Origin of the sequence: uncultured Gilliamella sp., assembly GCA_945271295.1 — a bacterium.
Lineage (GTDB): Bacteria > Pseudomonadota > Gammaproteobacteria > Enterobacterales > Orbaceae > Gilliamella.
Genome location: CALYPG010000021.1, coordinates 1 through 20,427 on the forward strand (window position 1 = coordinate 1; position 20,427 = coordinate 20,427).

Below are 20,427 nucleotides of genomic sequence, written 5' to 3' on the forward strand. Positions count from 1 at the left end.
TGAAAACCGGCTTAATCATCGTCCAAGAAAACGGCTTAAGTATAAAACACCTTATCAAGCCTTTTACTGACTGGATTCGCACTTAGATGTTGAATGTAGGTTAAATTTTATACTGAAACGTATGGTGCTCCTGAAATATCTTTACAATAAACTCTACCGATTAAATTTAAGATGAAGAAGCGAATTTAGCCTTATCAAATTTTTCAAAAAAAACTTGCTATCTATTCAGAAATAAATAAAAATACAAAATATATGAATAAATATTCATTTTTAGGTGCTTGTTAAAATGAAAGAAAGAACAACAGAACTAGTTGAAGGATTAAGACATTCAGTACCTTATATTAATGCTCACCATGGTAAAACCTTTGTTATATTATTAACTGGCGCAGTACTGAAACATAATAATTATTCAAATATTATTAATGATATTGGTTTGCTTTACAGCCTTGGAATTAAGCTGGTTATTGTTAATGGCGCGCGAAACCAAATAGATGAGTCACTTAAAAATCACAATATAGAACCTAAATATTATAAAAATACACGTATTACTGATGCAGCGACATTAGATGTTGTAAAACAAGTTACGGGATTATTACAACTTAATATCACTGCTAGTTTATCTATGAGCTTAAACAATACACCACTACAAGGAGCACATATTAGTGTGGTTAGTGGTAATTTTGTAATAGCTCAACCTTTAGGGGTTGAGGATGGTGTTGATTACTGCCATACAGGTAAAATCCGCCGGATAAATAATGAAGCTATTGATGAACAATTAAAGCGAGGTTCAATTGTTTTACTCGGTCCAGTGGGTGTTTCGGTCACTGGTGAAAGTTTTAATTTGTCATCTGAAGATGTTGCAGCGGAAGTCGCTATTCGATTAAAAGCGGATAAATTAATTAGTTTTTGTGCTGAGCAGGGAGTACTTGATGAGCAAGGACAGGTGATCACTGATCTGTTTCCAATTGATGCTGATAACTATGTTAATAACAAAGAACATCAGGGTAAGCACTTATCAAGTGAAGCTCGCTTTTTGCGAGCCGCTTCAAAAGCCTGCCGTAATGGTGTTAGACGTAGTCATTTAGTTAGTTATCTAATTGATGGTTCAATTTTACAAGAGTTATTTTCACGTGATGGGATTGGTACCCAAGTTGCCATGGAACATTCTGAACAAATTCGCTTTGCGACTATTAATGATATTGGTGGTATTTTAGAACTTATTCGCCCACTTGAGGAACAAGGTATTTTAGTTAAACGTTCGCGTGAACAGTTAGAGATGGAAATTGATAAATTCACCATTATAGAACGTGATAATATGACCATAGGATGTGCAGCACTTTACCCTTATCCGGAAGAGAAAATGGGCGAAATGGCTTGTGTTGCCATTCATCCTGATTATCGTAATTCTTCTCGAGGTGATTTACTTATTGAAAAAATTGCAGAAAGTGCGCGTAATTTGGGTCTTGAAAAAATATTTGTCCTGACAACGCGCAGTATTCACTGGTTTAGAGAAAAAGGTTTTACTCCCGCAGAAGTAGATGATTTACCTATCAAAAAGAAGAAACTATATAACTATCAACGTAACTCAAAAATATTGATGTTTGATTTAATATAGATTAATAAAATAATTTAATGATTTTTGAATTTTTTATATAAAATTAATCAGTTATAAATAGTCTTATCGTGCAGAGGAGTTATTTAACTGTTCTGCCATTTCGTCACTAACTACAAGTATATCAATATAATTAGCATTTAATGCAGCTATTAAACTATTTAATTTTTCAAAATCACCACTTGCACAGATTTTTAATGGGATTTTTTTAAGATTATCTAAGGTGACCCCAATAATTTGATTACAAAAAGGGGTATTTAATTCACTGCCGTTTTTATCATAAAATCTGGATAAAATATCACCCACAATTTTTTTATCAGTAATGGTTTGAAATAGCTCACCATAAAAGCCATACCAAATAGAATTTTTAGAAATCGCTGGACAGCCTATACTAAAAAGGGCAATAGTGATTTTGCTCCACCAACTCTTCAGTTCTTTCATATGCTGAGTTTTTTCAATTTCAATTTTTAATTGATCTGTATCAACAATAGCTGGGTAATCGATTAATATTGCTCGGCTTTTTAATTTATTAGAAAGTTTGTAAGCAATATTATTAACATGAAATTTAGTTTCAATTTTACCAGAAGGGCCGCCAATCATTGGGACCACAGTAATATTATTTAACTGAACACTGTCATTTTTGACGCTATTAACAATATAATTAATTGAACGCCCCCAAGATACACCAATTACATCATTATTTTGAATATTTTTCAGTAATATATTTGCTGCCACATTACAAACAATTTGATTTTTACTGTCGTTGTCCATATCTAAATTGACCGGTACGACAATAACTTGTTTTAAATTGAATTTGTTGCGAATTTTTTCTTCTAAGGCAATATCTGGCAGCAAGTCATAATTAATAGATATCGAAACGATGCCTAATTCTCGTATTGTTTTTAACATTCGACTAATGCTTGATCTGTGAATATTTACAATTTTGGCTATTTCTGATTGGGTTTTATTTTCTGCATAATAAAGCTGAGCAATTTTAATTAACAATTTATGTTGCTCAAAATCGGAGTGACCAAAGTTATTATTAATCATGATAGTATTGTCTTATTTATCGTGGCTATTAAAATTACGTTATATTTTGATAATATCAAGATGTCATTTGTTATAACTAACATTATGACATCTTGATGTTGTTAGTGTATATCAAAAAATTAAGATTCAATATCTGGAAAATAGTTTAATACAAAATCTTCCGCTTCTTTTGACCAAATTCCTTTGCTTTTATTTAATATTTTTTGTAGTGCTATATCTTCAGAACTTTCACTTAATGAATCTAAACTTTTAAGTGCAAATTGTTTGTGAGTATAAACCAGTTTTTTGCCACCTTTTATTTTGTCTTGTATTTGGGTGATTTCACTAGCTTGATTAATGCCCATAATATGGGAAACAATTTTAGCAACATCAACAGCTCCAGATTCAATTAACTTCACAGCAGATCGCATATCATCAGTGTTCCCGCCTGATGTACCAACAATATGCGTAAAGTTATAATGAACATCATAAAAATTTATTTCAGCTGAAAAATTTTTATCTTGTGGACCAGCAAAAAAATTCAGACAACCATCAAATGCTAATAATTGTGAAGCTAAATAAATTAACTCCTGTGATGGTAAAAAGATAAAAATATCATCAAAGCAACCTTTAGTAGATTTGGTTTTTAATAATGACAACTGATCATCGACATTAGATATATCGACAAATTCAAGTTCGATACCATTACGAGATTGATATAATGTTTTGAGATGTTCAATTTTTTCTTTACTTCGACCCGTGATAACCACTTTCTTTGGTTTTATTGGCCCGCCTAAAGCATAATCTATGGCAAGCATTCCCATAGGACCGGTGCCGCCAAGTATAATCAGTTCTCCATTAGGTTTTATTCCCATAATATGTTCATAACTATTGGGTTTTAAGTGATAGTTAGCATTAAATGCACCTATAATACAGGATAATGGTTCAATTAATGCGCCTTCAAAATAGGTTTGACCATCATATGGAATTAAACAATCTTGTTTAAGTACATCATGATTAATTATCATGTAAGTAGCGCATCCACCCGTATATGGATAAGAGTAACCAACACAATAAGGGCTATTGGCAAGTTGCAAATTGGCTTGTACTACATATTTTTGTCCTACTTTAAATTTGTGTAGCCAATTTTTACCTACTTGTAGAATTTCACCACAGCATTCATGCCCGATGATGATAGGGTTATTTTTCAGATCAGGTGGGGTTTTTTTATGATTTTCTCCTTGATTTACTAATTTTAATGAAGACATACACATACTGTCGACGATGACTGATACCAGCACTTCATCATCGGAAATAGTTGGAAGTTCAAATGATTCTAATCTAAGATCATTTTTGCCATATAATCGAACTGCTTGAGTTATCATACATTCCTCTTTAATGAATTAATTTTTATTCAAGTTTGTAGTCAATATAGTTTAGTTTTGTACCGTGCAAATGCGGGCTAGTATTAAAATGCCTGCTTCTGAAATTGGTTTTATATATTTAATATTTAACTCAGTTTTATTCTTAAATATTAAATGTATCTCAAACTATATTGATTTGATTGTTGTTAAGCCAAAATACCTAAACCATAACCAATGATACCGACGGCAAATAACACAAAAATTAAGATGATCGGACTGACTTTTTTCCTAAGTAATTTCATCATTAAAAGAGTTAATCCAAGTGGCAATAAACCGGGTATTAGATCATTGAGAATACCTTGCACCGTCATGATGATCTCGTTACCATTTATATCTTCCGTTTTAGATACAACTAATGGAACATTAATTGAGGTCCATTTGGTAACCAGAACCCCCATTATAAATAAACCAAGAATAGAGGCGCCTTCAGTTAATTTTGGTAAAATATTGCCAGAAAGATCTTTAACTATACCAATTCCTTTAGATAAGCCATAGGTTAAACCATACCATTTCATCGCTAGTCGAACTAAATTGAATAACACGAAAAATAACAATGGACCTGCAATATTACCACTAAGCGCTAAGGAGGCGCCTAATGCGGCTGTAATTGGACGCAATGTTCCCCATACTAATGGATCACCAACGCCAGCCAAAGGTCCCATTAGACCAATTTTTAGGCTATTGATAGTACCATCATTAATTGATGCACCATTAGCTCTGGCTTCTTCCATAGCCATAGTGACACCAAGTACTGGACCGCACATTGCGGGGGTCGTGTTAAAAAAAGCTAAATGTCGTTTTAGTGCTTCTCGTTGTTCCGCTTCTGATTGATAAACCCGCCTGATAGTTGGAATCATATCTACACAAAAAGCTAATGCATGGATACGTTCGTAATTAAAAGAAGCTTGTTGAAAATTAGAACGAATAAAAGTACTGATAATATCTTTCTTTTGAATAGTTTTTATTAACGTGCTCATAATAAAATCCTTATAAATTAATCATCTAGTTCGTCGTCAGCAACTATTTCATGAGTGTTGGTTGCGGAATTTATCACTCTTTCATTGTTTTTAACGGTATTAAATTTACTATTTAATTGAACATAAATAATGGCAAAAATTACACCTAAAATACCAAATGAAAGTAAACTAAAGTTTAGATATCCACCTAATACAAAACCTAAATAGAAAAATGGCGCCAAATATTTAACCATCATCATGTTTAACACCATGGCATAACCTACTACTACGATAAATCCACCCGCTACAGCAAGACCACCTGTGACAATACCAGGTAACATGTTTAATAAGGTTTGTACGGTATTAGCATCAACATAAATTGCAACTAATGTTGCGGGAATAGCTACTCTTAATGCCTGTACAAAAAGTGCACTAAAATGTAAAAGTTCAATCTTCCTAAATTGGACTTTTTCAGCCGCTTTATCGGCTTCATGTTGGAATGCAACGGTGATAGTTCTGGCAAAAACAGTTAATACTTGTCCCGCCGCGGCAACAGGAAGTGCAATAGCTATCCCTGTTTGAATATCTTGTTTACCTACTACTACTAATATAGTTGATATCACACTAGCAAGGGCTGAGTCGGGAGACTGTGCTGCACCGATATTCATCCAACCTAAAGCAATAAGTTCAAGGGTACCACCTAGGATAATACCAGTTTTTATATCACCTAAAATTAAGCCAATTACAGTACAAGCGATCAAGGGGCGATGAGTTTGAAATTCATCAAGCACGCTTCCCATGCCGGCAATACAAGAAAAAATAAAAATTAGCACAATCTGAAAAATTGAGACATCCATTGTGACCTCCTATTATTTATAATGTTGGTTAATGCGGAAAATTTTGTTCAAGAAGTTTAATAAAATCGACAGAAGGATCGGTAATAACAACTTTTAAACATAGATTAATCCCCATTTCATGCATTTTTCTAAAAGCAGCTACATCGTGTTCATCAACGGATACTGCTTTGGTGATTTGTTTTTTCCCCTCCTTAAACGACATCCCCCCAATGTTGATATCTTTAATCGGTACGCCGGCTTCAATTAAACGTAAAACATCGGTCGGATTAGTGAAAAGATAAAAAACAGTATCATGCTCATACTTGATATTTTTATAAACTGCAGCGGCTTTATCTATACTAATTACTGACACCTTAATTCCAGGAGGCGCTGCTTGTTTTACTAGTGTGGAGCGAATTTCATCATTAGCAACCTCGTCGCTAACCACAATAATTCTTTCTGCCTTAGCCTCTTTTGTCCAAACGGTCGTTACTTGTCCATGAATTAAACGGTCGTCAATACGAACTAAATTGATAATCATTTATAGTTCCTCCTCAGTTGATACGTGTTTTGATAATGATTTGTATGATTTAATAAAATCCATTTTGACATCGTTAAGTTGTTCAAATGCGTTCTCAATGTTAAATAAAGAGAAATCTAAATTTAATAGTTCCAAGCACAGTGGTAGAGATAAACCGCTAATGACTTCAATATTACTTAATTGCATTGCCAAAATTGTCGCAGCGTTATAAGGGCTGCCAGAAAAAATATCTGTAATAATGATGAAAGGTTGATTTTTAGACTGGTTAATTATCTGTAAATACTTATCTTGTAGTTTTTCAATACTGTCACCTGGTTCAAATGTTACGGTATATAAATTTGGATAAATCCCCGCAATCATCTCAATACTATTTTTCATTTCACAGGCAATTTTTCCGTGTCCGGATAAAATAAAATTCATACAATACCTCTTTCACAAATTCTCTGTTTTAGTCACAAATGTTAAATGTAAATTTATATGCACAATTTCTCAAAGTAAATCACTAATGTGCAAAAATGTGAAGTTGATTGGATTTTTAAAAAAAAATTTGCAGGGGATAATGTTGAGTATTTAAAGTTAATGTGAGATTAAATATATATTAATCAATATGTTATAAATAAAATGTAAAGATATTAAGAAATGTAACTAGCTTTAATTAAAATAGATAAATTAGATTAGAGATGATTGTAAAATTTGCTCAGTAAATGATTTTTTAAGATAAAATCCTCGAGGACGAGTCATAATAATTTGTCCATTTTCACCAATTGCTTCTGTTAAGGCTTTACCGTTGGCAGCTTTTGGTCTAATTTGAAGGTAGGTACCATAGCGAGCGGTTATTTTTTCAACTTGACCAAGTGCAATCATATCCATCAATTCCTGCCAATCTTGTTTAAGTTGTAGTTCTTGTTTTGATGTTGGCGTCCATAATATAGGGTTACCAACTTTACGTTCTGCAAGTGGTATGAGTCTATCTCCTTCAATTGGAATCCAAAGTACTTTAGTTAATTTATATTTAACATGGCTTGTTTCCCAAATAACGCCATAGTTTGCCATTAATGGTGTGACACAGACAAAAGTGGTTTCTAAAGGTTTACCGTGTTTATCAACAGGTATTGTTTTAAGTTCAATGCCCAGATTAACAAAATCACGTTCAGCTTTGCTTCCAGCATTTGCACCTAAAAAGGTTTCAATCAGATTGCCAACCCAACCTTTTTGTTTATTTAGATTTTCTGGTATTGGCAAATTTAAATACTTTGCTATCTCAGCAAAATTATAGCCAGCTACAGTTTGTGCTCTATTCATTAATTGGTGTTCATTTATTGGAAAAAATTCTGTCATCTCAAATTTTTATAGCATATCTCATATTAAATACACAACTAATTATCCTAGTTGTGTATATTAAAAACAAACATTAATTAACTTAATTTTTCCACCCAAGCTGCATAAGCATTAATGATTAACGAAAGAAATTCTTGGCTTTTCTCTGTTAGATTATCATGAGAGTCAAAAGCAGCATTAACACCACCAAAATAGGCTTCAGGTTGTTGTAATGTTGGCATATCGAGAAATACTAAAGATTGGCGTAATTGATGATTTGCGCCAAATCCACCTATCGCTCCGAGTGAAGCTGAAATAATAGCTGCAGGTTTTTTTGACCAAACACTTTTACCATAAGGACGCGATCCAACATCTAAAGCATTTTTAATTACCGCAGGCAAACCTCGATTATATTCAGGTGTAACAAAAATAGCACCTTGACAATCAGCTATTTCTTGACGAAAGCGTGTATAAGAATCAGGAGGTGTTTGTGTATCAATATCTTCGTTATATAAAGGCAAATCTCCAATAGAGATGATTTGTAATGAAAGTGATGGTGGAGCAATTTTTTGCAATACTTTTGCCACTTTTAAATTGTAAGAATCTTTGCGTAAACTTCCGACTAATACGGCTATTTTTTTACTCATCTTCAATCCCCACTTATTAAATTAAGAGACACGAAATGTGTCTCTTATTAACGATTATTATTGATATAGCAGAAAATCGATTAATGTCCTGATGAATCCATTTTACGTCCTGTTTCAAATAAGAACCAGGCACGTCTTTCAGCTTGGTCAATCCACTCTTCAATCAGGCTAGCTGTAGCCGTGTCGTTATATTTATCACAGATATCATGAGCTTGGCGCATACGAGCGGTTAATTTTATATTGTCTTGACAAAGTTCAGCAAGCATATCTGAAGGCTCAACAAAATCGGCGTTATTATCAGAAATACTTTGTAATTTAGAAATATGACCAATTGAACGTAAGGTAGTGCCGCCTAATTTACGGACTCGTTCAGCAATAGGATCGGTCATTGCAAATAATTCTTCACCATGATCATCTAGCATTAAATGGTAATCACGGAAATGTGGTCCACTTACATGCCAATGGAAGTTTTTAGTTTTTAAATATAAAGCAAATACGTCTGCTAACACAGAATTCATTGCGCCAGAAATATCTTTGGATGCTTTTTGTCCTAAATCAGTTGGAAATAATATAGCTGATTGTTGTAACTTTTTTGCAGAAGCAGTACTTTTAACCATGATATTTTCCTCTTAAATTAAATAATAAAATAACTGTGCAATATCAAGTTACGCCAACTCATTATTAAAGTCCAATAAAAATAAGCTATTTATGACTATCACTGTTATTTTAGCTGTCTATGATTGTTATATAAATTTCATTTAAAAGATCATTTGAAATATTTTCTTTCAAAATAAAAGAAAATATTTCAAATTGTGATCCAGTTAAAAGTTTTTTGTTTTTATACTTGATATTATTTCTTTGAAATTTAACTCAATAGGAGACAATATGATTGATGCTATTTCGTACGGTGCTGAATGGTTTATCGGTTTATTCCAGGAAGGTGGCAAAGTATTTGTGGGGATGGTAACAGCGATTTTACCATTATTGATTTCATTACTTGTAGTGATGAATGCGTTAATTAAATTCATAGGTCAAGAACGTATAGAGCGTTTGGCACAAGCTTGTGCGGGTAATCCTGTTTCACGTTATCTTTTATTACCGCTAATTGGAACTTTCGTTTTTTGTAATCCGATGACATTAAGTTTAGGTCGATTTATGCCAGAGTGTTACAAACCAAGTTACTATGCAGCTTCCTCTTATAGTTGCCATTCAATGAATGGATTATTTCCACATGTTAATCCCGGAGAGCTATTTGTTTATTTAGGTATTGCCGCTGGTTTAACTAAATTGGGTTTGCCATTAGGTCCTCTTGCCGTGAGCTATTTTCTTGTTGGTTTAGTCACAAACTTTTTTAGAGGGTGGATCACTGACTTTTGTACCGCCATTTTTGAAAGAAAAATGGCTATCAAATTAGATCGAAAAGTTCATCTTTAACAATAAAAGGAATCAAAAATGGCTAAGTTTATTCATATCGAGAAAGGTGAAGCAGGTTGGGGTGGTCCTTTAGAACTTCCTATCATCGCCGGTAAAAAAATTGTTTATATTGCAGCTGGTACAAGACCAGCAATTGTAGATACATTAGTCGAACTAACCGGCTGGGAAGCAATAGATGGTTTTAAAGAAGGTGAACCACCTAAAGAAGAAATAGGGGTGGCTGTAATAGATTGTGGCGGTACATTACGTTGTGGTATTTATCCCAAAAATCGAGTACCGACTATCAATATTCATGCTACAGGAAAATCAGGACCACTTGCTCAATATATTGTTGAAGATATTTATGTTTCTGCTGTTAAACCTAATAATATTAAAGTAATTGAAAAAGAAAGTGATACTGTAGAACCAACAATATCAACACAGCAAGAACCAAGCAGAAAATCGTCAGCATATAAGGAATATGATAGTAGTAAAAAGATTTCTGAACAAAGTGACGGCTTATTAGCAAAAATTGGTATCGGTATGGGTTCTGGAGTGGCAGTATTTTTCCAAGCTGGGCGCGATACTATTGATACGGTGCTTAAAACCATCCTTCCTTTTATGGCGTTTGTTTCAGCATTAATAGGAATTATTATTGCATCAGGATTAGGTGATTTTATTGCTAATGGATTAGTTCCATTAGCGAATAATCCACTTGGGCTAGTCATTTTAGCATTAATCTGTTCTTTCCCATTACTTTCTCCATTCTTAGGCCCTGGAGCCGTTATTGCTCAGGTTATTGGTACATTAGTGGGTGTGCAAATCGGTCTTGGAAATATTCCACCGCATTTAGCATTACCAGCACTGTTTGCAATTAACGCTCAAGCTGCATGTGATTTTATTCCAGTTGGCTTATCACTTGCTGAAGCTAAACAAGATACAGTGAGAGTTGGGGTACCGTCGGTACTAGTTAGTCGTTTCTTAACAGGCGCACCAACCGTATTAATTGCATGGGCTGTTTCGTTATTTATTTATCAATAAATATTTAAAAAATAGATGGGATGGAAAGCATCTCATCTTTTGTCACGTGTTAATACTAAAAAGTAGGACAAAAAATTTAGATTAAATATAAATCTTAAGAGGGTTAATAATGTCAAAGGTTATCTATCATTCAAAAATTAATCAAATTGGAGAGTTTGCACAAGAAGCGTTAGCAGATGGCATGTTGATCCTGTTTAAAGAAGGTGCGCCAGCGGATTTAGCCGATTACTGTTTTGTTCACAGTCATGATGATTTAAAACAAGATATACAAGTGGGGCAGACAATACATTTAGGTGATCATGTTTTCAACATAACTTCAGTAGGAGATGTTGCTAGCGTCAATTTTCGTGAATTGGGACACATTACATTAAGGTTTGATGGTAATCAACAAGCAGAATTACCCGGAACAGTTCATGTCAATGGTCAACAACCAACTCAACTTTTTGTTGGTGATGAAGTCAAAATTTTAAGCAATTAAGGAACTGAAAAATGAAAAAAGTAGCAGTTATTATTGGTGGTGGGCAAACCTTAGGCGAATTCTTATGTAAAGGTATCGCTGATGCGGGGTATAATGTCGTGGTTGCTGATTTGAATATTGATAACGCTAATAAAGTAGCTGAAGATATTAATCAAAAACATGGCGCAGGTTCTGCAAAAGGATTTGGTGTTGATGCAACCAATGAAGAAAGTGTCATTAAATTAGCTAATGAAGTCGACACTACCTTTAAACATGTTGATTTATTGGTATATAGCGCAGGTGTTGCTAAGGCAGCTCCAATAACAAATTTTGCATTAAGTGATTTCCAATTGTCTGTCAATGTGAATCTTACCGGCTATTTTTTGTGCGCTCGTGAGTTTGCAAAATTGATGATCAAACATAAATCTCATGGTCGAATTATACAAATTAATTCAAAATCAGGTAAAGTCGGTAGTAAGCATAATTCAGGATATAGTGCAGCTAAATTTGGTGGTGTTGGGTTGACACAATCTTTAGCATTAGATTTGGCTGACTATGGTATTACTGTTAACTCTTTGATGCTAGGTAATTTGTTAAAATCCCCAATGTTCCAATCATTATTGCCACAATATGCTAAAAAGTTAGGTATACCAGAAAGTCAAGTAGAGCAAGTTTATATTGATAAAGTACCACTTAAACGTGGTTGCGATTATCAAGATGTATTAAATGTTTTACTGTTTTATGCTAGCGATAAAGCTTCATATTGTACAGGGCAGTCAATTAACATTACTGGTGGACAAGTAATGTTCTAGAAAAAATAAGGTGCGAAAAAATATTATTAATAATTTTCGCACTTTTTATTCAATCAATATCTGAATGGAGCCATCTATGAATATGACTACTACTTTAATTGTGATTGCGCTTATTGCTTGGTGTATTCAAATTATATTTAGTTGGTTCCAGATTCGTCGTTTTAATCACGCCTTTTTAGCAATGAAAAAAGGAACTTATTTGGGCGTGGGTCGTAGTAAAACTAAACGATTTAAACCCAGAGTATTAATAGCTATTTCGTTAGATGAAAATCAGATTATTATTGATTCTATATTGATGAAAGGAATCACAGTCTTTGCTTTACCTAAGCCAATATTTCAATTACATGGGTTGTCTGCCACAGAAATTATTCCCGAAAAAATTTTCCCCAACGATCCTGGTTCACAAAGTGCATTAACTGTAGCATTAACAGCAAATAAATAGTAATTATCTTTTATTTTGAAAAGTAATTTCTTTCATTTTAAAGTATAATACTTGATAGCGATAATTTTTCAGTATTCGCTAATAATCACATTGGAATTTAATCATGAAAGTAAGACAACGACAAACAGCTATTTTAGAATATCTGCAAAGTAATGGACAAGTTAGTGTTGACGAGCTTGTTGAGCATTTTAAAACAACCGGCACCACTATTCGCAAAGATCTTACCCAACTTCATGAAAGTGGTTTAATCTTACGTACTTATGGTGGAGCAATGCTAAACCGAGAAATTGGTGATAGAGCTATCGATCATAAAACCTATATAAATACATTAGCCAAAAAAGCCATTGCCCAAGAGGCCGCTAAGCTAATTTATGAAGGAGATTCCATTATTTTTGATGCTGGTAGTACAGTTGCTCAAATGATTCCTATGCTTGCTAAATTTAATAATCTTACCATTATGACTAATAGTTTACATATGGTGAATGAATTAGTCGCTAATGATAATGATCAAACAATTATATTAACGGGTGGTACTTTTCGTCGTAAGTCTGCTTCTTTTCATAGTAATAATGCATCTGCTATTGCGGCTTTTGAGTCTTATACTTTTGATAAATTATTTATGGGGGCCGATGGCGTTGATTTAGTTGGTGGAGTAACCACCTTCAATGAAAGTTATCATGGCAGTGTGGCAATGAGTAAAGCAGCAGCTAAATTAATTTTATTAGTCGATTCGTCAAAATTTGGCCGCCGCAGCCCTAATGTTGTTTGTGATTTGAGTGCTGTTAATACGATTATTACTGATGAAAAATTGGATGATAGATATGATAATGCACTTACTCAAAAAGGTATTAATGTGGTAAAAGTGAAAGTTATGGATAAATAATTTAAAGCTGATTTTTTATAAAATATCTTTATTTTTTACCAAATGTTAAAACTATTTTATTTTATGCCTTATTCTTATTAAAGCTAAGTACGAATGCAATTTTATGATCCGTACTTGTGATAGGTATGTGCTTTAATATTTAACTTAAAACAGTAATCTTGCTCGAATAGTGCCTGGTACACTTTTTAATTTAACCAATAATTCTTCCGCTTTACTTTGTTCAACGCTATCAATATCAATAACTACATAACCAATTTTAGGATCTGTTTGCAAATATTGCCCGGAAATATTGAGACCTTGTTCAGCAAATAAGGTATTAATTGCTGTCAAAACACCTGGTTGATTATGGTGGATATTTAAAAAACGGCTCGTGCTTTTAGCTGGGATAGGTAACGATGCTTCGGGAAAATTGACTGCCGAAAGCGTTGCACCGGTATCAGAATATTTAGCAAGTTTACTCGCTACTTCAATACCTATATTTTCTTGTGCTTCAGTGGTTGAACCGCCAATATGAGGCGTAATAATTACATTATCGAATTGACATAACGGTGACTCAAATGGTTCGCTGTTACTTGCAGGTTCGGCTGGAAAAACATCGATTGCAGCACCACTAAGTTTTTCACTTTGTAATGCTAGTGTTAACGCATCAATATCAACTACACTACCACGAGAAGCATTAATTAAAATGGCTCCAGATTTCATCATATCGATCTCATTTTGGCTAATCATATTGATGGTAGTTTGATTTTCTGGGACATGCATACTAACAATATCACTCATAGCGAGTAACTCTTTCATGGTAGAAATTTGTTTAGCATTCCCTAATGGCAGTTTAGTTTCAATGTCATAAAAATAAACGTTCATTCCTAATGATTCAGCCAGAACACTGAGTTGGCTACCAATATGACCATAACCAATTATACCTAGATTTTTACCACGAGCTTCGTGTGAACCAGTGGCCATCTTATTCCATTTACCTTGATGTGCTTTGGCATTCGCTTCAGGTATCCGGCGTAATAATAAAATAGCTTCAGCCAATACAAGTTCAGCAACTGATCGTGTATTTGAAAAAGGTGCATTAAAAACAGGTATCCCTTTAACCGTAGCAGCATTTAGATCAACTTGGTTAGTACCTATACAAAAACAACCAATACCAGCAAGTTTTGGTGCAGCATCAATAATGTCTTTAGTTAAATGTGTTCTTGATCGAATACCGACAAAACGAACATCTTTTAAAGCATCTTTGAGTTCAGAAGGAGTTAATGCTCCTTTATAATATTCGATATTTGTATAACCAGCTGATTTTAGAGTTTCAATTGCACTAGGGTGAATGCCTTCAAGTAATAAAAACTTGTTTTCATTTTTGGTTAAAGCCTGAACAACCATTATTTCCTCTCTTTTCTTTCAGAATATAAATAGGTATATATTGTTATAATGTGTAATTAATTGTTGATAGTAGATGCTACTTTTTAAGTTCTTTCACTCCAGAGCTAGTTCCTACTAATGCTATATCTGCTCCTTTATTAGCAAATAAACCTACTGTAACAACGCCGGCTATATTATTAATGTGGCTTTCTAACTCAATAGGTTTAGCAATAACAAGATCATGAATATCTAAAATAACATTACCATTATCAGTAATAACCCCTTGCCGATATATTGGCTTACCACCTAATTTATAAAGCTCTCGGGCAACATAAGAACGTGCCATCGGAATCACTTCAATAGGTAATGGAAATCTTCCCAATACATCAACTACTTTTGATTCATCCACAATACAGATAAACTGTTTAGCTAAAGCCGAAACAATTTTTTCGCGAGTTAAAGCGGCACCCCCACCTTTAATCATTTGCATATGATGATTAATTTCATCTGCGCCGTCGACATAAACATCTAAACTATCCACTTCATTGCAATCAAGTACCGGAATCCCATAGCTTTTTAATTTTTGTGTTGAAGCTTCAGAGCTAGATACCGTTCCTTTAATTTGATCTTTAATTGTTGCCAATGCGTCAATGAAATGAGCCGCAGTTGATCCTGTGCCAACGCCGACCAATGAATCAGGTTTAATATACTTTAATGCTGACCAACCGACTGCTTTTTTTAATTCATTTTGTGTCATAATACCACCGTATTTAAGATAATTTTTTTGTAAAATTAAAATTTTAAAAGCAAAAATTTTAAAGATATGGCATAGTAACTAATTGGAAAGCAAAAATCATTAGGATTTTAATAAAATATCTTAAGTTTTAGGTATCTAAGGCTTTTTTCAAAATTGAAATGACTTGTGTATTTAAGCAATAGTTGAATCATTTATAAAGAGATTATGAAGCGTCCAGATTATAGAGCACTCCAAGCATTAGATGCAGTTATAAAAGAACGAGGATTCGAAAGGGCAGCAGATAAACTGTGTATTACACAACCTGCGGTATCGCAACGAATAAAGCAATTAGAAAGCTTCTTCGGTCAACAATTATTGGTACGTACCATTCCACCGAAAGCGACTAAACAAGGTGAGCATCTATTAGGGTTATTACACCAAGTTGAATTACTTGAACAACAATGGTTAGGTGATAATGATCAAAATGTGACACCGTTATCATTATCTATTGCGGTTAATGCTGATTCGTTGGCTACCTGGTTATTACCGGCATTAAAACCTGTTTTAGATAAAAATATTCTACGTTTTGATATTCAAGTAAAAGATGAAGAGCATACTTTAGAACTATTACGTTTGGGGACGGTTGTTGGTGCAATTAGTATTCAAGCCAATCCTTTACCCGGTTGTCTATCAGATTTGTTAGGTGCTTTAGACTATATTTTCGTAGCTTCTCCTGATTTTGCCAAAAAATTTTTTCCCAATGGTGTTACTCGTTCTTCATTATTAAAAGCCCCAGCAGTTGCTTTCGATCATTTAGATGATATGCATCAAGCCTTTTTGCATGAAAATTTTAATCTTACGCCAGGTAGTGTGATATGTCATATTACCAGTTCTTCGGAAGCTTTTGTTCAACTTGCCAAACAAGGTTCTGCTTGTTGTATGTTGCCAAAGTTACAAGTTGAAAAAGAATTGAAAATTGGTGAATTAATTGATCTTACCGATGGTTTGTTTCAAAGACGAATGCTTTACTGGCACCGTTTTGCGCCTGAAAGTAGTGTAATGCAAAATATTTCTGAAACTTTGCTTCATTATGCACATAATACATTATCTCAATCTCAAGACCGTAAATAATTATTGAAACTATCAATTTTTATACTAAAACATTATGTATACCTGAAACTTCTTTACAGTTTGCATTAATAATTCAGGGAGCCAATGATTATGAGTCAATTAAAAAATGATCGCTATTTGCGAGCTTTGCAATGTTTGCCTGTAGATTACACGCCTGTTTGGATAATGCGTCAAGCCGGTCGCTATCTACCAGAATATCGTCAACTCAGATTAACGGCTGGAAGTTTTATGAATTTATGCCAAACTCCTGAGCTTGCCTGTGAAGTTACTTTACAACCGCTTAAGCGATTTGATCTTGATGCCGCTATTATTTTTTCGGATATTTTGACTATTCCAGATGCAATGGGGCTTGGTTTGCATTTTGAAACAGGCGAAGGTCCTAAATTTATTAAACCAATTATAAATGTAACTGACATTAAACAATTACCTATTCCAGACCCTGAACAATCGTTAAAATATGTAATGGATGCCATTCGTCTTACCCGAAAAGAGTTAGATGGTAAAGTACCATTAATTGGATTTTCCGGTAGCCCTTGGACTTTAGCAACTTACATGATTGAAGGGGGAAGTAGTAAATCATTTACCAAAATCAAAAAAATGATGTATAGTAATCCAAAGGCTTTGCATTTGTTGCTTGAAAAATTAGCCAATAGTGTTGCATTATACCTAAATGCACAAATCAAAGCTGGAGCCCAGTCTATTATGATTTTTGATACTTGGGGTGGCGTATTAAGTCATCAAAGCTATCAAGAGTTTTCACTTTACTATATGCAAATGATCATATCTGAGTTAATTCGAGGTACTAAAAGCGCAGATATGTTGTCTTATGTTCCCGTGACTTTGTTTACTAAAGGCGGTGGATTATGGTTAGAACCGATTAGGCAAACAGGATGTGACGCAATAGGTGTCGATTGGACGGTTGATTTAAATAAGATCAAAAGTAAAGGTCAAATTGCAATACAAGGTAATTTAGATCCTTCAGTTTTATATGCTGACAAATCAACAATAGAATCGAATGTTGAGGCGGTGCTTACTGAATATGGCTATCATAATGGGCATATTTTTAATTTAGGGCATGGTATTTTGCAAGATATTCCAGTAGAGCATGTGCAACATTTTATTCATGCTGTACACCAACAGTCAAAAAGGTTTCATTGTGATTAAAAATCCTGTGCAATTAAGAATCGAAAAATTGCCTGTATGGCAACAACGTTTATTTATGGTTTGTTTATGTGAACGAATGTATCCAAATTTTGTTTTCTATTGTCAACAGCAACAAAAGGATGAAGATGCAAAAAGTTACAAAAAAATACTCGATTTAATTTGGGAATCATTGTTAGTTGAAAATGTAAAAATCAATTTTGATTTGCAGTTAGCAAAAATAGAAGTTATTATTCCAACTGTAAATGATGATAGTCCTTATATGATTTACCCTGCAATAGATGCTTGCCAAGCGCTTAGCGAGCTTTTACACTCTTATTTAAGTGGCGAAATTGCTGAGCATGTTGCCCAAGTAAGTAGTATCTCGGCAACGACTATTGCTGAATTAGAAATGACCAAATCGGATGTTTATCTTTCAGAAGAAGAACAGAAGCGTTTACCTTGTGTAATCGATGAATTTGATCTTCAATGGGAAATTTTTAGATTATTATGTGATGAAAATAATGAGATGATAGATTTAATAAAAGGCTTAAGAAGCGATATCCGGTCAGCAAAAACAAGCAATATCGGTGTTTTTTTGAGCGATTAAATCAATCGGACAATAATTCTTTTACTTTTTACTAAATTTTTCTTTAATATTAGAGAAATATAGACTACATTTAGCATTATTATTAGAAATCGGATGCTGTTTACAGGGTAAGGTTAAGTAAGTTGTTAACTTTACTTTTTATGTTAACTTTAACAATAAACAATTATGTAAGGATATTTCCATGAATAAAACAGAACTTGTAGATGCAATTGCTGGCAAAGCTGATATTACTAAGGTTGCAGCGAAAACTGCTTTAGAAGCAACATTGGCAGCTATTACTGAATCTTTAAAAGCAGGTGAACCAGTACAATTAGTTGGTTTTGGTACATTTAAAGTTAATGATCGTAAAGCTCGTATTGGTCGTAATCCTAAAACTGGTAAAGAAATCAAAATTGCAGCTAGTAAAGTGCCTGCTTTTGTATCTGGTAAAAGCCTAAAAGAAGCAATTAAATAATTATATTTTATATTATTAATTAGATAGATGTTATTTATTAAAGGTCATAAGCTAAGCTTATGACCTTGTTTTTCAAAATCATTAATTCATTAAATAATTTTATTTGCCAACGATATTCATATTCCAAAAATTAATTCAAATAAGTTTAAACTATGATTTCGACAAATTGAGCATGTAATATATTTAATAGATCATCTGGCGAAATTTCAATTTCTAGACCTCGCCTTCCACCAGATATAAACATCATGGGAAATTGTTTAGCAGTCAAATCAATTAGTGTTGGTAGTTGTTTTTTTTGACCTAGTGGACTAATTCCTCCAACTAAATAACCTGTGATTTTTTGAGCCACATTAGGATCAGCCAATTCAATATTCTTACAGTTTAAGGCTTTAGCTACTTTTTTAAAATCTAAATGACAATTCACAGGTAACACACAAACAGCAAATGATTTATTATCACCATTTAAACTCACAACTAATGTTTTAAATATTTGTCCTGCAACAATATCTAACTGAGGGTCAAGCTTGCTAATAGCCTCTTTCCCATAGTGAGTTTCTTTGGAATCGTGCTCATATTGATGAATATTAAACTTGATTTTTAATTTTTTTAGTAAATTAACAGCAGGTGTCATTATAATATCCACTTAAAGAATAACTAATTATTTAGTATTTTGTCTTTATTAATAATTAATTAGTAGAGAAAAAGTCAGTATCTTTTTCATTATAATATTAAATTTGTATTATTAGCGTTATTATTAATTAAATCTGTTTCTTTATCAGAAATTAGTTGACTTAAACGATAAAAAAAGCAAATTACGAAAAGATCAATAAAATTTGATACTGTTGCGAGTATTAAATCTAAAACAAAATTACCTTTTTCATAAGTCATTGCTAGTGTTGAAAGCATAATAATACAAACAATATTAATAACCATCATTAAACTACCTAATCGCCAGTACTTTTTAACAAATTGATGACTTTGCACAAAAAGTTGAATAAAAGTTTTTGATGATGGTTCAATAATTAGGCTAATAAAAAAGTAATTAACAATTTTCATGAAAAATACTAAACCTAATATCACTAATACAGTTATTGTAAGGCCTAATGTCGGTGCAATTATTAGAAAAACAGTAATTATTAAACTAAAGAATAATGTAATAAATAGGCCAATAAGTGTATAGATAAGATTAAATCCCAATACTTTTATTATGCTTGAAACTGATTTTGACAGTAATATATTAACATTCAACTTATTATTTATGGATAGATTGTAGATAGTGGCAATATTCACTGAGGTAATAATTAAAGAAGTGAATATTGATAGAATTATTATTTTTAATATAGCAGGGGATAGAATTGATATATCTTGTGTATCTTCTGCCTTGGATAATAATTCAATTGTTTCACTATCCATAAAATAATTATTCACAGATGTATTAAATATTCCTATTATTATGCTAATCATCATGAGCTGCCAAAAACGATTTTGGATAAAATTGGAAGCTTGATTGAAAATTATAGAAAAAGATAAGTTGGTTTGCATGTTTTTGCTACTACCTTAGTGGCAACCATCAAGTTACCA

General features: G+C 33.1%; 24 protein-coding genes. 11 read left to right on the forward strand and 13 right to left on the reverse strand.

Annotation, left to right across the window (positions count from 1 at the left end; translation table 11 throughout):
- Positions 1-286: 286 nt before the first annotated feature.
- Positions 287-1,615, forward strand: a complete 1,329-nt coding sequence (gene argA, locus Q0K76_RS09965; protein WP_294615178.1) for an amino-acid N-acetyltransferase — start codon at positions 287-289, stop codon at positions 1,613-1,615.
- 63 nt (positions 1,616-1,678) lie between these two features.
- Here argA and Q0K76_RS09970 read toward each other — a convergent pair whose 3' ends face one another.
- The 9 genes from Q0K76_RS09970 to Q0K76_RS10010 form a co-directional block, all read right to left on the reverse strand.
- Positions 1,679-2,662, reverse strand: coding sequence for a sugar-binding transcriptional regulator (locus Q0K76_RS09970; RefSeq protein WP_294615181.1), 984 nt, complete (start codon positions 2,660-2,662; stop codon positions 1,679-1,681).
- A 119-nt stretch (positions 2,663-2,781) separates the two neighbouring features.
- A complete protein-coding gene (locus tag Q0K76_RS09975; RefSeq protein WP_294615184.1) occupies positions 2,782-4,026 on the reverse strand; it encodes an alcohol dehydrogenase catalytic domain-containing protein in 1,245 nt (414 codons plus the stop codon).
- Positions 4,027-4,211: 185 nt separating this feature from the next.
- A complete protein-coding gene (locus Q0K76_RS09980; protein WP_294615186.1) occupies positions 4,212-5,042 on the reverse strand; it encodes a mannose/fructose/sorbose PTS transporter subunit IID in 831 nt (276 codons plus the stop codon).
- Positions 5,043-5,059: 17 nt separating this feature from the next.
- On the reverse strand, positions 5,060-5,878 hold the full coding sequence (locus Q0K76_RS09985; RefSeq protein ID WP_294615188.1) for a PTS mannose/fructose/sorbose transporter subunit IIC: 819 nt from the start codon (positions 5,876-5,878) through the stop codon (positions 5,060-5,062).
- Between the two features lie 28 nt (positions 5,879-5,906).
- A complete protein-coding gene (locus Q0K76_RS09990; RefSeq protein WP_294615189.1) occupies positions 5,907-6,398 on the reverse strand; it encodes a mannose/fructose/sorbose PTS transporter subunit IIB in 492 nt (163 codons plus the stop codon).
- Positions 6,399-6,818 (reverse strand): PTS sugar transporter subunit IIA, encoded by a 420-nt coding sequence (locus Q0K76_RS09995; protein ID WP_294615191.1) that lies wholly within the window; start codon positions 6,816-6,818, stop codon positions 6,399-6,401.
- 249 nt (positions 6,819-7,067) lie between these two features.
- Positions 7,068-7,736, reverse strand: coding sequence for a DNA mismatch repair endonuclease MutH (gene mutH, locus Q0K76_RS10000; protein WP_294615193.1), 669 nt, complete (start codon positions 7,734-7,736; stop codon positions 7,068-7,070).
- Between the two features lie 77 nt (positions 7,737-7,813).
- Positions 7,814-8,362: an NAD(P)H-dependent oxidoreductase gene (locus tag Q0K76_RS10005; protein ID WP_294615195.1), complete on the reverse strand. Its 549-nt coding sequence runs from the start codon at positions 8,360-8,362 to the stop codon at positions 7,814-7,816.
- An 80-nt stretch (positions 8,363-8,442) separates the two neighbouring features.
- Complete coding sequence (locus Q0K76_RS10010; protein WP_294615197.1) at positions 8,443-8,979, reverse strand: DNA starvation/stationary phase protection protein; 537 nt, start codon at positions 8,977-8,979, stop codon at positions 8,443-8,445.
- Positions 8,980-9,247: 268 nt separating this feature from the next.
- On the opposite strand from Q0K76_RS10010, the gene srlA reads away from it, so the two are divergent.
- The 6 genes from srlA (at position 9,248) to Q0K76_RS10040 (ending at position 13,410) form a co-directional block, all read left to right on the forward strand.
- The gene (gene srlA, locus Q0K76_RS10015; protein ID WP_294615199.1) at positions 9,248-9,796 is read left to right on the forward strand and encodes a glucitol/sorbitol-specific PTS transporter subunit IIC; all 549 of its coding nucleotides are present in this window, start codon (positions 9,248-9,250) and stop codon (positions 9,794-9,796) included.
- An 18-nt stretch (positions 9,797-9,814) separates the two neighbouring features.
- Positions 9,815-10,816 (forward strand): PTS glucitol/sorbitol transporter subunit IIB, encoded by a 1,002-nt coding sequence (locus Q0K76_RS10020; protein ID WP_294615201.1) that lies wholly within the window; start codon positions 9,815-9,817, stop codon positions 10,814-10,816.
- Positions 10,817-10,925: 109 nt separating this feature from the next.
- Entirely contained in the window at positions 10,926-11,294 is a 369-nt protein-coding gene (gene srlB / locus Q0K76_RS10025; RefSeq protein ID WP_294615203.1) for a PTS glucitol/sorbitol transporter subunit IIA, read from the forward strand.
- Positions 11,295-11,305: 11 nt separating this feature from the next.
- Entirely contained in the window at positions 11,306-12,085 is a 780-nt protein-coding gene (srlD, locus tag Q0K76_RS10030) for a sorbitol-6-phosphate dehydrogenase (RefSeq protein ID WP_294615205.1), read from the forward strand.
- Between the two features lie 76 nt (positions 12,086-12,161).
- Complete coding sequence (gene gutM / locus Q0K76_RS10035; RefSeq protein ID WP_294615207.1) at positions 12,162-12,527, forward strand: transcriptional regulator GutM; 366 nt, start codon at positions 12,162-12,164, stop codon at positions 12,525-12,527.
- Positions 12,528-12,630: 103 nt separating this feature from the next.
- A complete protein-coding gene (locus Q0K76_RS10040) occupies positions 12,631-13,410 on the forward strand; it encodes a DNA-binding transcriptional repressor (protein WP_294615209.1) in 780 nt (259 codons plus the stop codon).
- Between the two features lie 144 nt (positions 13,411-13,554).
- On the opposite strand, the gene serA is transcribed toward Q0K76_RS10040, so the two are convergent.
- Both serA and rpiA read right to left on the reverse strand, forming a co-directional pair.
- Positions 13,555-14,796 carry a phosphoglycerate dehydrogenase gene (serA, locus tag Q0K76_RS10045; protein ID WP_294615211.1) on the reverse strand — a complete coding sequence of 414 codons (1,242 nt, stop codon included), beginning with the start codon at positions 14,794-14,796 and terminating at the stop codon, positions 13,555-13,557.
- 76 nt (positions 14,797-14,872) lie between these two features.
- Entirely contained in the window at positions 14,873-15,532 is a 660-nt protein-coding gene (gene rpiA, locus Q0K76_RS10050) for a ribose-5-phosphate isomerase RpiA (RefSeq protein WP_294615213.1), read from the reverse strand.
- A gap of 204 nt (positions 15,533-15,736) precedes the next feature.
- On the opposite strand from rpiA, the gene Q0K76_RS10055 reads away from it, so the two are divergent.
- The 4 genes from Q0K76_RS10055 to Q0K76_RS10070 all read left to right on the forward strand — a co-directional run bounded on the left by Q0K76_RS10055 (position 15,737) and on the right by Q0K76_RS10070 (position 18,846).
- Entirely contained in the window at positions 15,737-16,642 is a 906-nt protein-coding gene (locus Q0K76_RS10055; RefSeq protein ID WP_294615216.1) for a LysR family transcriptional regulator ArgP, read from the forward strand.
- Positions 16,643-16,732: 90 nt separating this feature from the next.
- A complete protein-coding gene (gene hemE, locus Q0K76_RS10060) occupies positions 16,733-17,806 on the forward strand; it encodes a uroporphyrinogen decarboxylase (protein ID WP_294615218.1) in 1,074 nt (357 codons plus the stop codon).
- On the forward strand, positions 17,799-18,392 hold the full coding sequence (locus Q0K76_RS10065; protein WP_294615221.1) for a DUF416 family protein: 594 nt from the start codon (positions 17,799-17,801) through the stop codon (positions 18,390-18,392). Before hemE ends, Q0K76_RS10065 begins: the two co-directional genes overlap by 8 nt.
- 181 nt (positions 18,393-18,573) lie before the next feature.
- Entirely contained in the window at positions 18,574-18,846 is a 273-nt protein-coding gene (locus tag Q0K76_RS10070) for an HU family DNA-binding protein (protein WP_294615224.1), read from the forward strand.
- Positions 18,847-18,991: 145 nt separating this feature from the next.
- Here the strand turns inward: Q0K76_RS10070 and ybaK are convergent, their stop codons facing one another.
- Together ybaK and Q0K76_RS10080 are read right to left on the reverse strand one after the other, a co-directional pair.
- Entirely contained in the window at positions 18,992-19,477 is a 486-nt protein-coding gene (gene ybaK, locus Q0K76_RS10075; RefSeq protein WP_294615227.1) for a Cys-tRNA(Pro) deacylase, read from the reverse strand.
- A gap of 89 nt (positions 19,478-19,566) precedes the next feature.
- Positions 19,567-20,388: a hypothetical protein gene (locus Q0K76_RS10080; RefSeq protein WP_294615230.1), complete on the reverse strand. Its 822-nt coding sequence runs from the start codon at positions 20,386-20,388 to the stop codon at positions 19,567-19,569.
- Positions 20,389-20,427 lie beyond the last annotated feature (39 nt).

Bases quoted from the DNA above. Each gene is read 5' to 3' on its own strand.
- argA (WP_294615178.1), top strand. From the start codon at position 287: ATGAAAGAAAGAACAACAGAACTAGTTGAAGGATTAAGACATTCAGTA.
- Q0K76_RS09970 (WP_294615181.1), bottom strand. From the start codon at position 2,662: ATGATTAATAATAACTTTGGTCACTCCGATTTTGAGCAACATAAATTG.
- Q0K76_RS09975 (WP_294615184.1), bottom strand. From the start codon at position 4,026: ATGATAACTCAAGCAGTTCGATTATATGGCAAAAATGATCTTAGATTA.
- Q0K76_RS09980 (WP_294615186.1), bottom strand. From the start codon at position 5,042: ATGAGCACGTTAATAAAAACTATTCAAAAGAAAGATATTATCAGTACT.
- Q0K76_RS09985 (WP_294615188.1), bottom strand. From the start codon at position 5,878: ATGGATGTCTCAATTTTTCAGATTGTGCTAATTTTTATTTTTTCTTGT.
- Q0K76_RS09990 (WP_294615189.1), bottom strand. From the start codon at position 6,398: ATGATTATCAATTTAGTTCGTATTGACGACCGTTTAATTCATGGACAA.
- Q0K76_RS09995 (WP_294615191.1), bottom strand. From the start codon at position 6,818: ATGAATTTTATTTTATCCGGACACGGAAAAATTGCCTGTGAAATGAAA.
- mutH (WP_294615193.1), bottom strand. From the start codon at position 7,736: ATGACAGAATTTTTTCCAATAAATGAACACCAATTAATGAATAGAGCA.
- Q0K76_RS10005 (WP_294615195.1), bottom strand. From the start codon at position 8,362: ATGAGTAAAAAAATAGCCGTATTAGTCGGAAGTTTACGCAAAGATTCT.
- Q0K76_RS10010 (WP_294615197.1), bottom strand. From the start codon at position 8,979: ATGGTTAAAAGTACTGCTTCTGCAAAAAAGTTACAACAATCAGCTATA.
- srlA (WP_294615199.1), top strand. From the start codon at position 9,248: ATGATTGATGCTATTTCGTACGGTGCTGAATGGTTTATCGGTTTATTC.
- Q0K76_RS10020 (WP_294615201.1), top strand. From the start codon at position 9,815: ATGGCTAAGTTTATTCATATCGAGAAAGGTGAAGCAGGTTGGGGTGGT.
- srlB (WP_294615203.1), top strand. From the start codon at position 10,926: ATGTCAAAGGTTATCTATCATTCAAAAATTAATCAAATTGGAGAGTTT.
- srlD (WP_294615205.1), top strand. From the start codon at position 11,306: ATGAAAAAAGTAGCAGTTATTATTGGTGGTGGGCAAACCTTAGGCGAA.
- gutM (WP_294615207.1), top strand. From the start codon at position 12,162: ATGAATATGACTACTACTTTAATTGTGATTGCGCTTATTGCTTGGTGT.
- Q0K76_RS10040 (WP_294615209.1), top strand. From the start codon at position 12,631: ATGAAAGTAAGACAACGACAAACAGCTATTTTAGAATATCTGCAAAGT.
- serA (WP_294615211.1), bottom strand. From the start codon at position 14,796: ATGGTTGTTCAGGCTTTAACCAAAAATGAAAACAAGTTTTTATTACTT.
- rpiA (WP_294615213.1), bottom strand. From the start codon at position 15,532: ATGACACAAAATGAATTAAAAAAAGCAGTCGGTTGGTCAGCATTAAAG.
- Q0K76_RS10055 (WP_294615216.1), top strand. From the start codon at position 15,737: ATGAAGCGTCCAGATTATAGAGCACTCCAAGCATTAGATGCAGTTATA.
- hemE (WP_294615218.1), top strand. From the start codon at position 16,733: ATGAGTCAATTAAAAAATGATCGCTATTTGCGAGCTTTGCAATGTTTG.
- Q0K76_RS10070 (WP_294615224.1), top strand. From the start codon at position 18,574: ATGAATAAAACAGAACTTGTAGATGCAATTGCTGGCAAAGCTGATATT.
- ybaK (WP_294615227.1), bottom strand. From the start codon at position 19,477: ATGACACCTGCTGTTAATTTACTAAAAAAATTAAAAATCAAGTTTAAT.
- Q0K76_RS10080 (WP_294615230.1), bottom strand. From the start codon at position 20,388: ATGCAAACCAACTTATCTTTTTCTATAATTTTCAATCAAGCTTCCAAT.